This window comes from Cribrihabitans pelagius (assembly GCF_048820915.1).
Taxonomy (GTDB): domain Bacteria; phylum Pseudomonadota; class Alphaproteobacteria; order Rhodobacterales; family Rhodobacteraceae; genus Cribrihabitans_A; species Cribrihabitans_A pelagius.
Genome location: NZ_JBMERR010000004.1, coordinates 162,655 through 177,143 on the forward strand (window position 1 = coordinate 162,655; position 14,489 = coordinate 177,143).

At 69.9% G+C, this 14,489-nt stretch carries 14 protein-coding genes, 1 tRNA gene, 1 pseudogene and 1 riboswitch; of the genes and pseudogenes, 11 read left to right on the forward strand and 5 right to left on the reverse strand.

All coding sequences use genetic code 11. The features are described from left to right. Position 1: 1 nt before the first annotated feature. The 7 genes from ACOHX0_RS05460 (at position 2) to cobF (ending at position 5,057) form a co-directional block, all read left to right on the forward strand. Positions 2-1,318, forward strand: coding sequence for a cobyrinic acid a,c-diamide synthase CobB (locus tag ACOHX0_RS05460; protein ID WP_420675675.1), 1,317 nt, complete (start codon positions 2-4; stop codon positions 1,316-1,318). Then, on the forward strand, positions 1,315-2,073 hold the full coding sequence (gene cobA / locus ACOHX0_RS05465) for a uroporphyrinogen-III C-methyltransferase (protein ID WP_420675676.1): 759 nt from the start codon (positions 1,315-1,317) through the stop codon (positions 2,071-2,073). The genes ACOHX0_RS05460 and cobA overlap by 4 nt, the downstream gene beginning before the upstream one ends. Further along, entirely contained in the window at positions 2,070-2,405 is a 336-nt protein-coding gene (locus ACOHX0_RS05470; protein WP_420675677.1) for a DUF1636 family protein, read from the forward strand. Before cobA ends, ACOHX0_RS05470 begins: the two co-directional genes overlap by 4 nt. Positions 2,406-2,541: 136 nt before the next feature. After that, positions 2,542-2,748: riboswitch (cobalamin riboswitch) on the forward strand. Positions 2,749-2,783: 35 nt separating this feature from the next. After that, positions 2,784-2,954: a CbtB domain-containing protein gene (locus tag ACOHX0_RS05475; RefSeq protein ID WP_420675678.1), complete on the forward strand. Its 171-nt coding sequence runs from the start codon at positions 2,784-2,786 to the stop codon at positions 2,952-2,954. A gap of 4 nt (positions 2,955-2,958) precedes the next feature. Then, entirely contained in the window at positions 2,959-3,651 is a 693-nt protein-coding gene (locus ACOHX0_RS05480) for a CbtA family protein (RefSeq protein ID WP_420675679.1), read from the forward strand. A 64-nt stretch (positions 3,652-3,715) separates the two neighbouring features. After that, on the forward strand, positions 3,716-4,222 hold the full coding sequence (locus tag ACOHX0_RS05485) for a hypothetical protein (protein WP_420675680.1): 507 nt from the start codon (positions 3,716-3,718) through the stop codon (positions 4,220-4,222). A gap of 76 nt (positions 4,223-4,298) precedes the next feature. Then, the gene (gene cobF / locus ACOHX0_RS05490; RefSeq protein ID WP_420675681.1) at positions 4,299-5,057 is read left to right on the forward strand and encodes a precorrin-6A synthase (deacetylating); all 759 of its coding nucleotides are present in this window, start codon (positions 4,299-4,301) and stop codon (positions 5,055-5,057) included. Here the strand turns inward: cobF and ACOHX0_RS05495 are convergent. The 5 genes and pseudogenes from ACOHX0_RS05495 to ACOHX0_RS05515 all read right to left on the reverse strand — a co-directional run bounded on the left by ACOHX0_RS05495 (position 5,030) and on the right by ACOHX0_RS05515 (position 10,234). After that, positions 5,030-6,568 (reverse strand): CHAD domain-containing protein, encoded by a 1,539-nt coding sequence (locus ACOHX0_RS05495; protein ID WP_420675682.1) that lies wholly within the window; start codon positions 6,566-6,568, stop codon positions 5,030-5,032. The two genes, cobF and ACOHX0_RS05495, sit on opposite strands and share 28 nt — an antisense overlap. Positions 6,569-7,662: 1,094 nt before the next feature. Continuing rightward, positions 7,663-8,403 (reverse strand): protein NO VEIN domain-containing protein, encoded by a 741-nt coding sequence (locus ACOHX0_RS05500; protein WP_420675683.1) that lies wholly within the window; start codon positions 8,401-8,403, stop codon positions 7,663-7,665. Positions 8,404-8,445: 42 nt separating this feature from the next. Continuing rightward, the gene (locus ACOHX0_RS05505; protein WP_420675684.1) at positions 8,446-9,045 is read right to left on the reverse strand and encodes an alkaline phosphatase PhoX; all 600 of its coding nucleotides are present in this window, start codon (positions 9,043-9,045) and stop codon (positions 8,446-8,448) included. Continuing rightward, positions 8,948-9,682 (reverse strand): annotated as a pseudogene (locus tag ACOHX0_RS05510) (PhoX family protein); the annotation flags it as partial. The pseudogene ACOHX0_RS05510 and the gene ACOHX0_RS05505, both read right to left, overlap by 98 nt. A 462-nt stretch (positions 9,683-10,144) precedes the next feature. After that, positions 10,145-10,234, reverse strand: a tRNA-Ser gene (locus tag ACOHX0_RS05515). 252 nt (positions 10,235-10,486) lie between these two features. Between ACOHX0_RS05515 and ACOHX0_RS05520 the strand changes: the two genes are divergently transcribed. The 4 genes from ACOHX0_RS05520 to ACOHX0_RS05535 are packed head-to-tail and all read left to right on the forward strand — an operon-like array spanning position 10,487 to position 14,478. Next, positions 10,487-11,443: an SPOR domain-containing protein gene (locus ACOHX0_RS05520; RefSeq protein WP_420675685.1), complete on the forward strand. Its 957-nt coding sequence runs from the start codon at positions 10,487-10,489 to the stop codon at positions 11,441-11,443. Beyond that, a complete protein-coding gene (locus ACOHX0_RS05525; RefSeq protein WP_420675686.1) occupies positions 11,427-12,695 on the forward strand; it encodes a D-alanyl-D-alanine carboxypeptidase family protein in 1,269 nt (422 codons plus the stop codon). The genes ACOHX0_RS05520 and ACOHX0_RS05525 overlap by 17 nt, the downstream gene beginning before the upstream one ends. Continuing rightward, the gene (gene tmk, locus ACOHX0_RS05530; RefSeq protein ID WP_420675687.1) at positions 12,692-13,363 is read left to right on the forward strand and encodes a dTMP kinase; all 672 of its coding nucleotides are present in this window, start codon (positions 12,692-12,694) and stop codon (positions 13,361-13,363) included. The genes ACOHX0_RS05525 and tmk overlap by 4 nt, the downstream gene beginning before the upstream one ends. Then, on the forward strand, positions 13,360-14,478 hold the full coding sequence (locus ACOHX0_RS05535) for a DNA polymerase III subunit delta' (RefSeq protein WP_420675688.1): 1,119 nt from the start codon (positions 13,360-13,362) through the stop codon (positions 14,476-14,478). The genes tmk and ACOHX0_RS05535 overlap by 4 nt, the downstream gene beginning before the upstream one ends. The last annotated feature ends 11 nt before the right edge of the window (positions 14,479-14,489 follow it).

Genomic DNA, 14,489 nt, shown 5'->3' on the forward strand with positions numbered 1-14,489 from the left:
GATGACTATGCCCCCTCCCGGACTGATGATCTCGGCGCCCTCCTCGAGCACCGGCAAGACCACGGTGATGCTGGGCCTGTTGCGGGCCTTGGCGGAGGACGGTCTGACCGTGCAGCCTTACAAGAGCGGGCCGGACTATATTGACCCCGCCTTCCACCTGGCTGCGGCGGGGCGGCCGTCCTTCAACCTCGACACCTGGGCGATGGACGGCAAGCTGCTGGACGCGGTCGCGGGCCAGGCGTCAGGGGCGGAGATTTGCGTCGGCGAGGGCTCGATGGGGCTCTACGACGGGGTGGCGACGCGCGGGCAATCGGGCTTCGGCTCCTCGGCCGAGACGGCGAAGCGCATGGGCTGGCCGGTGGTGCTGGTGGTCGACGTCGGCGGCCAGGCGCAGTCGGCGGCGGCCACGGCGCTGGGATTCAGGGCCTATGATCCGGAACTGCCCTTTGCCGGGGTGATCCTGAACCGCGTTGCCAGCCCGCGCCACGAGCGTCTGACCCGGCTGGGCATGGAGAAGGCGGGCATCAGGGTTCTGGGCTCCCTGCCCCGGCGCGGCGATCTGACTTTGCCGGAGCGGCATCTGGGCCTGATCCAGGCGGTTGAGCATCCCGATCTGGAAGCCGCCATTGCAGGCTATGCCGCCTTCCTGCGCGAGCATGTCGATCTGGAGGCGATCAAGGCTGCGGCGCTGGCCGGCCAGGCGCCCGCCCCGGCCAGCCTGCCCGCGCCGCCGGCCCAGCGGATTGCGCTTGCACGGGATGCGGCATTTTCCTTCACCTACCCGCACCTGCTGGAAGGCTGGCGCGCGGCGGGCGCGGAGATCCTGCCGTTTTCGCCCCTTGCCGACGAGGCGCCCGCGCAGGACGCCGATCTGGTCTGGCTGCCCGGCGGCTACCCGGAGCTGCATGGCGGTACGCTGGCGGCGGCGGAAACCTTCCGCGCGGGCCTGCGCAGGCACGCGGAAACCAGGCCGGTGCATGGCGAATGCGGCGGCTACATGGCGCTGGGCGAGGCGCTGATCGACAAGGCGGGCAACCGCCACCGGATGGCGGGGCTATTGGGGCTGGTGACCTCCTACGAGAAGCGCAAGTTCCATCTCGGCTACCGCCGTGCGGTGCTGCAATCGGCGATGCCGGGCTTTGCCGCGGGCCAAGCCTTGCGCGGGCATGAGTTCCACTATTCCACCATCCTGGACGAACCCGACGCGCCGCTCGCGCAGGTGATGGACGCCGACGGCAGGCCGGTGCCCGAGACCGGCTCGGTCAAGGGGCATGTCACCGGCACCTTCTTCCACCTCATCACCGGAGAGCGGACATGAGCGGTTTTGTCAGCTTCGTCTCCTCCGGCCCGGGCGATCCGGAGCTGTTGACCATCAAGGCGGTGAAGCGGCTGGAGACGGCGGACGCGGTGCTGTTCGATGATCTGTCTTCGGGGCCGATCCTGTCCCATGCCCGTCCGGATGCCGATCTGGTCGGCGTCGGCAAGCGCGCCGGCCGCCCCTCGCCCAGGCAGGACCACGTGAGCCAGCTCCTGGTGGAATACGCATCATCGGGTGCGCATGTGGTGCGGCTGAAATCCGGTGACTCGGGCGTCTTCGGGCGGCTGGAGGAGGAGATCACCGCCCTGCGCGCGGCCGGAATCGGTTTTGAGATCGTGCCCGGTGTGACCGCGGCCTCGGCGGCGGCGGCGGCGGCGAACATCCCGCTCACCCGGCGGATGACGGCACGGCGGCTGCAGTTCATCACCGGCCATGACGTGACCGGCGGGCTCCCGGACAACCTGAACCTCGCGGCGCTGGCGGATCCGGAGGCGACCACCGTGGTCTACATGGGCAAGCGCACCTTCGCAGCCCTGGCGGAGAAGCTGATGCAGGCCGGGCTGCCGCCGGAAACCCGCGCGCTGCTGGCGCTGGGTGTCTCGACGCCTGCGCAGTCGCTGCATTGCCACACGGTGGGCGAGCTGCCGCAGGTGCTGCGCAAGATGGAGACCGGCGCGCCGGTGCTGATCCTCTACGGGCCGCTGGCCGGCAGCGATCTGCCCGCTGCGCCTGCAAACCCGCCACCAGGCGCATGAGCACACCCGCGATCACCCTCTGCCGCACCTGCCGGGACGCCGACCCGCAGCTGCCGGATCAGCTCGCGGCGGCCTTGCAGGACGCCGGGCTGAGGGCGGAACTGGCGCAGGCGGACTGCATGTCCGGCTGCCGCCGTCCGCAAACGCTGGCGGTGCGGCAGAGCGGCAAGACCGCCTATCTGTTTGGCGAGATCACTGCCGCCGACCTGCCGGACCTGATGACCTTCCTGCAGATGTATGGCGCGAGTCCCGACGGCAATTTCGCCGATGCGCGCCCGCTCGGGGCGTTGCGCTTCAAGGCGCTGGCCCGAATTCCGGCGCAAAACAGCTGAGCCCGCGCATGCGGCGGGCGGAACAAAATTCCCGCACGGAATTTTGGCCGGAAAATCTCCATTTTCCGGTTCCCTGCCGCGAAGCTTGCGCAACAGGACGGTTTCAGCCTTGACCGGAGCGGCCCGCGCCGGGCACAACAAAGCGATACGGTGTCCAGTGGTGCCAAGCGCCAGGACTGAAACGGGAATGAGGAACGGCGGACCAAATCGCGGCGCCGAAGCTTCAACCGCCCCCGCGACTGTGAGCGGCGAGCGGCCGTCCAATGCCACTGGCGCAAGCCGGGAAGGAGGACAGCCGCAGCGACCCGCGAGTCAGGAGACCGGCCGTGTCGGAACAGAAAACTTGTGCCGTCGGGTGTGACGGCTAGGAGGAAAGACATGACGACGAAAACGCATCTGGCATCTGCCGCCGGCACCAGCCTGATTCCGGCCCTGTTTGCCGTGGTCCTGGGACTGGGCATTGTCACGCTGACCGGCCACGTGCAGGCCTCTGCCCTGCATGACGCGGCGCATGACGTGCGCCACGCCACCGGCTTCCCCTGCCACTAGGGCCATGTTCAGCCGCATTCTGACCAGCGGGTTGTTCGCTGGCGCTGCAGCAGGGTTGATTACCGCCCTGCTGCAGCTCGTTTTCGTGCAGCCGGTGCTGCTGCATGCGGAGCTCTACGAATCCGGTGAGCTGGTGCATTTCGGCGGTGCCGCGATCTCGGCGCATCCCGAGCTGCCCGGCATCGACGTGATGCGCGACGGGCTGAGCATCATCTTCACCATGCTGACCTACACCGGCTATGCGCTGGTGATGGTGGCGCTGATGTCGCTGGCCGAGCGCCAGGGCCATGCCGTCACCGCGCGCACCGGGCTGTTGTGGGGGCTCGCGGGATTCATCACCTTCCACTTCGCGCCCGGCCTGTCGCTGGCGCCCGAGGTGCCGGGAGTGGCGGCGGCCGATGTCGGCCTGCGCCAGGTCTGGTGGACGCTGACGGTCGCGGCGGCGGGGGTTGCCATGTGGCTCATTGCCTTTGGCGGCGGGCTGACCGCCTATCTGATCGCCGCGCTGCTGCTGCTCGCACCGCATGTGGCGGGCGCGCCCGAGCCCGAGAGCTTCTCCGGCCCGGTGCCGACCGAAATCGGCGCGCTGTTCGCCGCCCGCGCCTTTGGCGTGGGGATGGCGGCCTGGGTGCTCTTGGGCACCTTCGCAGGCCACTTCTGGCAAGCCGAAGGCAAACGCGAAGCGGCCGCGGCCTGACCCGCAGCACTTCCCGCCCCGCCGGTGCAGACCGGCGGGGCGCTCTTTTGACGAGGATAAGAAGATGTCCCGCTCTCTTGCTCTTTTTGCCATCGGGCTGGTCTTCGGCGGCGGCGCGGGCTTTGTGACTGCGGCCGGGAATGGCGTGACCTTCGACGGCCACGACCACGGCAGCGCGGCGCTTCACGGCGGCGGCCATGCGGAAATGGCAGGCCACGCCCATGAGGCGGTGCTGGACCTTCCCGCGGGCAGCGATGCGCCCCGGGTTGCGCTCAAACTGCTGAAGGACCCGATGTCCGGATGGAACCTGCAGGTCACGCCGGAGAACTTCCGCTTTGCCCCGCAGAATGCCTCCGCCGCGGATGTGCCCGGCGAGGGTCATGCGCATGTCTATGTGAACGGCGGAAAGATCGCCCGGCTCTATGCCGAGTGGCTGCATATCCCCTCCCTGCCCGCGGGCGGAGCCGAAGTGACGGTCTCGCTCAACTCCAACAGCCACAGCCCGCTGACGGTCGAGGGTGAGCCGGTCTCGGCCAGCGTCACCGTGCAGGGTGATGGCGAAGGCTCCTGAGCCTGTTCCCAGACGAGCGGAATACACGCGCGCTGCCCTTGTCCGGGGGCCGCGCTTCCAGCGAGAAGGCCCCGGCATGATTGAGCTCTCCCTGATCGGCATCGGCACCGGCAACCCCCAGCACATGACCTTGCAGGCGATTGCGGCGCTGAATGCGCAGGACGTGGTCCTGATCCCCACCAAGGGCGCGGGCAAGGATGACCTCGCTGGCCTGCGCAAGGATATCTGCGCGCAGGCGATCGAGGGGGACGGCCCGCGAATCGTGGAGTTCGCCCTGCCCCGGCGCGACGAGGCAACCCGCGATTACCGCCAGCGGGTGGATGACTGGCACGACGCCATCGCGGAGATCTGGTGGCAGACGCTGTGCGAAGCCCTGCCCGAGGGCGGCAAGGCGGGGTTCCTGGTCTGGGGCGACCCGTCGCTTTACGACAGCACCATGCGGATTGCCGCCCGGCTTAAGGCCCAGGCGGATCTGCGGCTCACGGTGATCCCGGGCATCACTTCGATCCAGGCGCTGACGGCGGCACATGCGGTGCCGCTCAACGACATCGGCGCGCCCTTCACCATCACCACCGGGCGGCAGTTGCGCGAGGGCGGCTGGCCCGGCAGCGCCGATACGCTGGTGGTGATGCTGGATGGCGAATGCTCTTTCCGCGCGATCGCTTCCGAGGGCGTGGATATCTGGTGGAGCGCCTATGCAGGGATGGCAAACGAGATTTCCATTGCCGGGCCGCTGGGCGACGTCGCGGCGGATATCGTGGAGACCCGCGCGGCGGCCCGCGCCGCGCATGGCTGGATCATGGATATCTACCTGTTGCGCCGCGCCGGGGCCTGAGCGGCGCAGCCGCCATTGCACAGCGTAAGGACACGCGCCTGTGCGGCGGAGCTGGTGAAGGCGTCGAGCCGCTCGCCAAGCCGGGCGCGCGCCGCCTGCTGCTCCTTGTGCAGCAGCGCGATCATCGCGCCGGCAGCCAGCGCGGCCTTGGCCTCGGCGGAGTCGGATTTCCCTTTCGGAGTGGTGAGGCCCCGGGCGGCCAGTTCCAGGAGCGTCGCTTGCTGCTGGGCACAATCGTTGAAGCGGCCAAGCCTCTCCTGGAGGCGCTTCAGCGGTTTCAGCGCCTGGCTCAGTTCGGCGGCGGGAAACAGCGGCGCAAAGAGCTCCATCAGGTAGCGCAGCTTCTTGCAGCCGATGCGCAGTGCGTGGATCTCGGCGTCGGGGCTTTGAGCGGTGATGCGCGCGGCGGCGCGGCAGAGCTTGGCGTGGCGGCGCGCGATGAGCTGCCGGGCCAGCGCGCCGGCCGGCAGCGCCGCGCCGGAGCCTTGCGGGCGGGCAGCGGCGGCTTCAGCGGTGAGCCCGGCCATGTGCCAGCGGTAGGCCGCGCCGCCGAGGCGGGCCGCCAGCTCGCGCTGGCAGGCGGCACGCCTGGCGCGGATGGCGGCAAACAGCGCGGAGAGCCCCGGGTGCAGCGATGCGGGCAGCATGGCGCGGAAGCGGTCCTGCTCCAGCAGCCAGACATCGAGGTCGCGCAGCCCGTTAGTCTGGGTCATCAGCGCCTTGAGATCGCGGCGCAGGCGGGCGGCGTCCTCGGCGGGCAGCACATCTTTCAGCCCTGAAAGCAGCGCCCGGATGCGGCGCAGGGCGATGCGGTAGTCATGCAGGAACTCGGTGTCCAGATCGGAGATGATGCCAGGCTCATTCTGCCGCGCGGCGGCCAGATGGGCGGCGAGGATCCGGCCTGCGGCCTCATGCGCGGGCTGCCCGGGGGAAAGCGGCAGCACCGGCTTGGCGCTGTAGCGCGGCCGGTCCGGCACCAGCAGGGCAAATAGCGCGGCGGGCGCCGCAGGCTCTGCGCGCAGCGCCTTGAGGTGGCGGTCCAGCGCGGGCGCCGCTTTGCGGCCCTTGAGCTGGCTGCAGAGAAGGCTGGCCGTGCCGCGCGGTGTCTCGACGCCGTAGACCGTCAGCGCCCCGCGCGGCCTGCCCCGGCGGGCAGCGCGAAGGTTGTGCCGGGTGAGGCGGCCCTCGGCCTGGGTCAGCAGGCGGCGCAGCGGGCAAAGCTGTTTGAGCACCTGCTGCACAGGGCCTTCCGGCAGCTCGCTGACCAGCCCGCCGCCGCCTGCGGGCTGGCTGAGGCTGGCGCGCGGCCCGAACAGGTGGAGCGTGCCCGCGCTCTCCAGCAGAAGGCGGCCGCTGTGGTGCAGGGTGCCGTCGAAACTGTCCAGCAGCCGCACCGGCACCGGGTTGCGGGTTGATGTGATGGAGAGCGTGAGCGCCGCGCTGCCGCAACCCAAGTCCTGCGGGCCGGGGATTCGGCCGGGGAGGAGGTGGTGGCGGAGGGAATTCGGCATGGGGCTGCGGGCCGGGATTGGGAAACGGCTGGGCCGCGGCTGGGCCGCGATCGCGGCGCCGGCGGGCGGCGGATGGGTTTAAGGGCAACCTAGGCCGCCTGCCCGCCCCGGCCAGCGCAGGCCCCTCCCCCACCCCGGCCGGCCCGCCCCGCGCAGCCCTCCAGCACGGCGGCGATCCGCGCGGCGGGCCAGTCCCAGGGCAGAGCCCCGGCCGCGCGGCGGCGGCGGTTAAGGCTGGTGGTGAAACGGCGCGCGGGCAGTGGCTGCGGGCAAAAGGCGAGCCCGTGCAGCCCTGCCCCCGCCGCCGCCCTCCGCGGCGGCGGGCGGGCGAAGCAGCCACCCGGCGGCGGCGGCCCCGACCGCCCCGCTGCTCATCGGCCCGGCCTTCGAAACCGCCGGCCAGCGAGACCAGGCGGGGACCGGCACCGCAGAAGACATCGGGCGTTTGCGGCGGGCTGTCCAAGGGGGCGGGCGCAAAGAATGTGACGCAATCGTCCTCGAACAGCGGCGTCTCCGGCAGCCATGGCGCGGGGGGACGAGCGCGGCGAGGATGTCCAGCCGGCCGGTTTCGAGCGCCGTGAGCGCCTCCTCCCGGTCGAAGCTATTGATGCGGACGCGCGGCCCGGCGCATTGCGGTTGCCGGGTCCGGCGGGCGGGCCGGGGCCGCAGGCTTGGCCGTGGCGGAGGCGGCGCGTTTGCACGGGCTGGCGTGGGGTATGATGGATGAGGCTTCGCTGGCCGCCAGGGTCGAGAAGTTTCCTGAGGGCCTGGACCATTTTGCAGTCAGTGCTTCGCAAGCGGCGTCTTGCGGCTTTGCCGGCCTGCCGGCGGCACGCGCCGCGGCGATGATGGAGAGCAGGTTCCTTGCCCCTGCCGCGCGGCCAGGGCGCTGCTGCCGGTCCTGCGGCCGGGGGGCCTTGAGGACGTCTTCACCAAGATCGGCATCGGCCGCAAGCACTGCAAGGCGGTGGGATTGGCGGAGGACAGCGTGGGGCAGCTCACCCGCAGAGAGCTGCCTGCCCCCGGGCGCCAAGGCGGCCAGGGTGCAGGATCAGGCTGGGGCGTGATCAGGCGGGGCGGGCTGCTGCTGTCTGTTATTGAAAGCTCGCCTGAAAGGACGCCGCCGTCAGCGGGACATGCGCGTCCAGCGGCGGGTGCAGTTCGAACGCTTTCGGCGCCCGGGAGAAGTTCCAGATCCGGAACAGGCACCATTCCGGCCGCCGTGCCTCGGCCACTGCCAGCTCGTTGCGGCTGATGCGGAAGGGCGTGCGCTCCCAGCCGTTTGTCGTTTTCACTTCGATCAGGCGGGGACGGCCATCGGGCGCAAAGCTGGCGACGTCATAACCCGCACCGTCGCCGTCTTCTTCAGAGACCCAGCGCACCTTGCGCGCGAGGTCGCCGCGGCCGGCGGATCGCAGCGACGCCCGCTCCTGCGCCAGCACGCATTCTTCACCCGCGCGGCCCAAGGCGCGGTTGCGCTCGTCCCGGCCTGCGACGTCGAATTTGCGGGCGACGTGTTGCATCTGCTCCAGCTCCTGCGGTGGCGGCTGGTTCGACAGCGCAGGCGGCGGCCCGATCCAGATTTGCGCTGTTTCCCGCAGGCCGCCCGCTCGTCCCAGTCCTGGGCTGCGGGCGAGCCAAGCGGGGTTCAGCGCCAGCCAGCGCGCTACCGCGTCTGCCAATGACATCTGGAAGTTGAAAGCAGGTTTATAGCCGGGAATCCAATCCTCACCGAGCGCTTTCAAGACCGCACTGATGTTCTGGTGCTTGAATTCGACCGATCCCCCGGACCGGTTCAGGCCGTTCTCTTGGTCTGTCCAGGGCCCATTCGGCATCCGGCCAGGCTATGCGGGAAAAGTCCTTTTGTCATCAGGGTTTTATTGCAAAAGTCCGACCGCAGGTATTGTTGCAGCGACCCTATCCGGAGTGGCGGACCCGTTCGGGAAGCGCCGGATCCCGCCGGTTTCCGGGTCGCCGGCGGGGATCTGGTTGTTGCCCATGCCCTCGAAATCGCCCGCGATGCTGCCGCCGCCGCCGGTCTGGATCCAGACCAGGCCGGTGCTGTCCGCGTGCAACCCGTCGGGCGAGTTGAAAAGGCTGCCGGAGTTGATGTTGCCGGGCCCGGCACAGGGCGTGCCGGAATGCGCGCCCGGGTTGCCCGCCAAAACGTGGAGATCCCACGCGAAGGCCTCCGCGCCGTCGTCCCCGCCCGACGGACGCAAGCGCACGATCTGGCCGTACTTGTCGGTCTCCCGCGGGTTGGGTGCGTTCGCGGTCATCGGATCGCCCCCGGCATTGGCCTTGACCGTGCCGCCGTTGCCCGAAACGCCGCGGCGGCTGTTGCTGGTCAGGCAGCAACAGGCCTCGGGCGCGGTGTGCTTAACGGGTGTGCTCCTGGGATCCGGGGGATCTATCTCGGCGATATAGCCCGCGTTGCGGCTCGTTGGGATTGCGGGACACGCCGAAGCGCGGATCATGGATGCGGTAGTTGTAATCCCAGCCCGCCTCGGAGAGGCCGCAGCGCGCGTAGCCGCCGGCATGCGGCTCGGTCTCCGGCAGGCCTTCGGCGGCGCCGGAACAGCCGTGGAAGTTTTCCTCGCAGGTCAGATGGGTGCCCCGCGGCGTGCTGCCTGAGCCGCAGTTGCTGAAGGGGCCCAGCGACTGCGTCCCGGACGGACCGGCACCGGTCTGCAGCAGCGCGCTCCCTGCCGCGTGCCCGTCGAATGCCATCACCGTATTGCGGGTGATGCGGCGGTTGCAGGGGCTGTCCGCCACGACCGACCAGCCGGTCTCACCTTCCGCGATCTCCATGACCGCCACGCCCTGAAAATTCTGCAGCCGCAGAACCTCATCACCCGGGGCCGGGACCACGTCGTCCCCGTTCTCCGCGGGCGGGGGGCCAAGGTCGATGCCGTTGTTGCTGTATTCGCTGGTGACCACCAGGATCTCGCGGCCGCCGATGGCGAACAGCTCCATCCCGTCGGTGTTCTCGCCGAAGACGCGGTCAGACCATTCGGTCGAGACGGGTGCCGCATCGAACTCCGGCGCGCCGGAGAACAGCGGATCGCCCCAGCGCAGCAGCACGCCCCAGGTGCAGCCCTCGGGGACATGGACCGTGCCCGTCCGTCTGAATGGCGGTCTGCCCGAAGGGAAACCGCGCGGCGCCCTGCGCGAGGGTTGTGCCGCCCTTGAGCATCCCGGAGCCCATCACCGCCGCGCCGGACCTGAAGGCGAGGGTGCCGCCGAGAAATCCGCTGCCTGCGATCGCGCGCTCTACGGCCCGGTCGAAGTCCTGCGTCTTGGGGCGCGGGAAGTTCTCCTCGTCCCACTCGCCCGACGGCATTCTCCGTATTCGAGCGGTTTCTCGCAGGGTCATCGCTGGCTCCCTGCCGGCCCGGTCCGGCCGCAGCGATCACGCGCCGCGGCCAACGCGGGCACCCTGCAGTATCGAGCGCAACACTTAGATGACGGCTGACCGCCGGCCGCGCGATGGCCCGGGACACCGCCAATCATGCGGCCGCATATACTGCTGGAAATCATCGGACACGTGGCACGTTCCGTCCAGGTCGCGAAAAGTGGCGGGGAGACAGGGATTCGAACCCTGGGAACGCTCTCACGTTCAACGGTTTTCAAGACCGCCGCATTCGACCACTCTGCCACCTCCCCGGTCCGCCTGCGGTTTAGGACGCATGCCGCGGGCTGGCAAGGGGAAATAAGGAGGCAAGACCGGGCGCGCCGTCCCGTGCAGGCGCGCGGATTCATGCCGCCCGCTGCACAGGCTCCTCTGCCGGGGCCGGTCAGGGTTTTCATGCTCAAGCGGGCAGGCTATGATCCGCGCAAGCGAAAAAGGACCGGAAAATCCGGACGCTTGCGCGCAGCGGCGCGGCGGGTGCAGGCGAGACAGGCAAGGAAGACAGCATGACGAACCCCAATCCTGCCCGAAATCAGGCTGGAAAACAGGACGGAAACCTGGCGGACGGCCAGGGCCGGCAATCCTCCGCCGCCGGGCGCGGGCGCAATGCGCGGCGTGTGGCCGCCGTTGCCGGGCTGCTGCTGGCGGCGGGCTGCGCGGACGGCCCGCAGCTGCCGTTCCTGCAAGCCAAGGACAAACCCGTCACCCAATCCAGCAGCACCCGGCTGGTGGAGCGCGACGTGGAGGCGCCGGAGGTGTTCCAGGTGACCGAAGCGGGGCTCTGGGACGGGCGGCCCTCGGTGGGCGGCGTCTGGGTTGCGCATCCCGGCACCAAGGAACCCGAGCGGGTGATCATCCGCAACAACGCCAACGGCCAGTTCGTGATCGGCGCCCTGTTCCGCCGGGAGCGGGAAATCCCGGGGCCGCGGATTCAGGCGTCCTCGGACGCGGCGGCAGCGCTTGGCATGCTGGCGGGGGCGCCGGTGGAGCTGAACGTGACCGCGCTGCGCCGGGAGGCCGTGGAGGACTCGCCGCCCGGGGAGGCGCTCGACGCCTCCGCAGCTGCAGATACGGCGGAGGAGAGCGATGCCGCCCTCGCGGCGGAAGCTGCAGCTGCGGTCACCGCGACCGCGCTCGACCCCGCCCCCGCGGCCGCCCCGGCAGAGGCCGCAGCCGCAGCTCCGGTCCCGGCCGCCGCCCCGGCCCCGCCGAAACCGCAGGCCTCCGGCCTGGACAAACCCTATATTCAGATCGGGATCTTCAGCATCGAGGCCAATGCCGAACGCACCGCGGACATGATGCGCGGCGCGGGCATGGTGCCTTCGGTGCTGGAACAGAGCTCGAGCGGGAAGACCTTCTGGCGCGTGCTGGTCGGTCCCGCACAAAATAAATCCGAACGCAGCCAATTGCTCAACAGCGTAAAGGACACCGGATTTTCGGATGCCTATGCCGTCTCCAACTAAGACCGTCTCCGCCCGCGCCCGTGGCGCGCTCTTTCCTGCCCGCCTGCGCGGCGCGATTGCCCCTGCCCGCCTGGGCGGCGCTCTGGCCCCTGTGCTGCGGCTGAGCCTGGCCGCGAGCCTGTCGCTTGGCCTCTCTGCCCTGGCCGCCGCCGCCTTCGAGACCAAGGCGCGGGCCGCTTTCGTGCTGGACCAGGGCACCGACACGGTGCTCTTGTCGAAAAACGCCGAGGAGCCGCTGCCGCCCGCCTCGATGTCCAAGCTGATGACGCTTTATGTCGCCTTCGAGGCGCTGCGCGACGGGCGGCTGACGCTGGACGAGCGGCTGCCGGTGAGCGAGCATGCAATGAGCTATGGCGGCTCCACCATGTTCCTGGACACCACCGACCGGGTCCGGGTCGAGGATCTGCTGCGCGGCATCATCGTGCTGTCGGGCAACGACGCCTGCGTGGTGATCGCCGAGGCGCTGAGCCCGGATGGCTCCGAGGCGGGCTTTGCCCGCTACATGACCAAGCGCGCCGAGGACATGGGCATGGAGAACTCCAACTTCGCCAATTCCAACGGCTGGCCCGCGGCCGGGCACCGGATGTCGGTGGAGGATCTGGCGATCCTGGCCGAGCGGCTGATCGAGGATTTTCCGGAATATTACCCGCTGTTTGCCGAGAGCAGGTTTGAATTCGACGGCCGCGCGCCCTCAAATACCCGCAACCGCAACCCGCTTTTGAAGCTGGGGATCGGCGCGGACGGGCTGAAGACGGGGCATACCGAGGAAGCGGGTTACGGCCTTGTCGGCTCGGCCAAGCAGGGTGACCGGCGGGTGATTTTCGTGATCTCCGGCATGCCCAGCACCGCCGCCCGCGCCGAGGAGGCGGAGGCAATGGTCAACTGGTCGTTTCGCCAATTTGCCAAGAAGACCGTCGCCAAGGCAGGCGTCGCCGTCGCGGAGGCCGAGATCTGGCGCGGCGCCCAGCAATCGGTAGGACTGGTGCCGACCGAGGACCTGGAGATCCTGCTCCCCGCGCTGTCCGATGACAAGATCGAGGCCGAGGTGGTCTATACCGGCCCGGTGGATGCGCCGGTGACCAAGGGGCAGCCGCTGGCCGAACTGGTGCTGAAGCCCGAGGAGCTGCCCGAGGTGCGCCTGCCGCTGGTGGCCGAGAAGGACGTGCCAGCGGGCGGCTTTGCGGTGCGGGTGAAGACCGCGGCACAGGTGCTGGTGAAACGCTTCCTGCAGGGTCCCGGGGACGCTTCGTGAGCACGCAAGATCCTGGCGGCACGGCGGCACCGCTGCCGCGCGGCCTGTTCATCACCTTCGAGGGCATCGACGGCTCCGGCAAGTCGACCCAGTGCCGGATGCTGGCCGAGGCCCTGCACGCGGGCGGCCGCGACGTGGTGCTGACGCGCGAGCCCGGCGGCTCGCCCGGGGCGGAGGAAATCCGCCGCCTGGTGCTGGAAGGCGACCCGGACCGCTGGTCGGCGGAAACCGAGCTGTTGCTGTTCACCGCGGCGCGGCGCGACCACTTGGAGCGCACCATCGAACCTGCCCTCGCGGCGGGCAAGGTGGTGATCTGCGACCGCTTTGCCGACAGCACCCGGATGTATCAGGGGCTGTCGCGCGGGAACTTGCGCGCCGCGGTGGACCAGCTGCACGCGCTGATGATCGGGCGCGAGCCGGATCTGACCATCCTGATCGACATGGACCCGGCCGCGGGCCTGGCCCGAGCCAAGGGCCGCCAGGGCCATGAGGAGCGGTTCGAGGATTTCGGCGTGGAGCTGCAGGAAAAGATGCGCGCGGGTTTCCTGGCGCTGGCGCAGGAGTTTGCGCCCCGCTTCCGCACCGTCGATGGCGCCCGCCCGGCCGAGGCGGTGGCCGCGGACGTGCGCGCGCTGGCGGATCGGGCATTGAAGGACATGGCTGGATGAGCACCCCCGACGAGCTGCCCCGCGCCGATCAGGCCGAAGGCGCGCCGCACCCGCGCGAAACGCAGCGCCTGTTCGGGCAAGCGCAGGCGGAGCGTGATTTCCTGACCGCCTACAACTCGGACCGGCTGCACCATGCCTGGCTGCTGACCGGCCCGCAGGGCGTCGGCAAGGCGACGCTGGCCTGGCGCATCGCGCGCTTCCTGCTGGCAACGCCTCCGGCGGAGGACGGTCTGTTTGGCGCGCCGCCGCCGCCCGTCACGCTGGAGATCAGCCCCGAGCACCCGGTTTCCCACCGCATCCAGGCTCTGGCGGAACCGGGGCTGGCGGTGATCACCCGCAGCTACAACGACAAGGAAAGGCTGCGCGGCGAAATCGTGGTGGAGGATATTCGCGCGCTCAATCGGTTCTTTGGCCTCTCGGCCACCGACGGGGGGCGCCGGGTGGTGATTGTCGATGCCGCCAACGAGATGAACGTGAGCGCGGCCAACGCGCTTCTGAAGATGCTGGAGGAGCCGCCCGCGCGCACCACGCTCCTGCTGATCTCGCACCAGCCCTCGCGGCTGCTGCCGACGATCCGCTCGCGCTGCCGCACCCTGCGGCTGGGGCCGCTTTCGCCCGCCGACATGCAGGCGGCGCTGGTGCAATCGGGTGTCGAGATGCCTGCCGAGATGGAACATCTCGCGGCGCTGGCGGGCGGGTCGGTCGGGGCGGCGCTCAGGCTCATAAACCTCGGCGGGCTGAAGATCTACGCCGAGCTGGTGCAGATACTGGAGTCACTGCCGCGGCTGGACCGGCAACGGGCGATGGCGCTGGCCGAGGCCGCCGCCCAGCGCGGCCAGGCGGCGCGCTTCGAGCTTCTGCTGTCGCTGGTGGAGATGGCGCTGGCCCGGCTCGCGCGCACAGGGGCCACCGGTGCTCCGCCAGCGCCCGAGGCGGCAGCGGGGGAGGCCGCCGTTCTGGCCCGCCTGGCGCCCGATCCGCAGAAGGGGCGGGCCTGGGCGGACTTGTCGGCCGAGGCTACGGCGCGCGCGCGTCATGGCCAGGCGGTGAACCTTGACCCCGCAGCACTTGTCCTAGATACGGTTTTCAAGATGCAGGACACCGCGTCGCGCTGACAGGCGCCGGA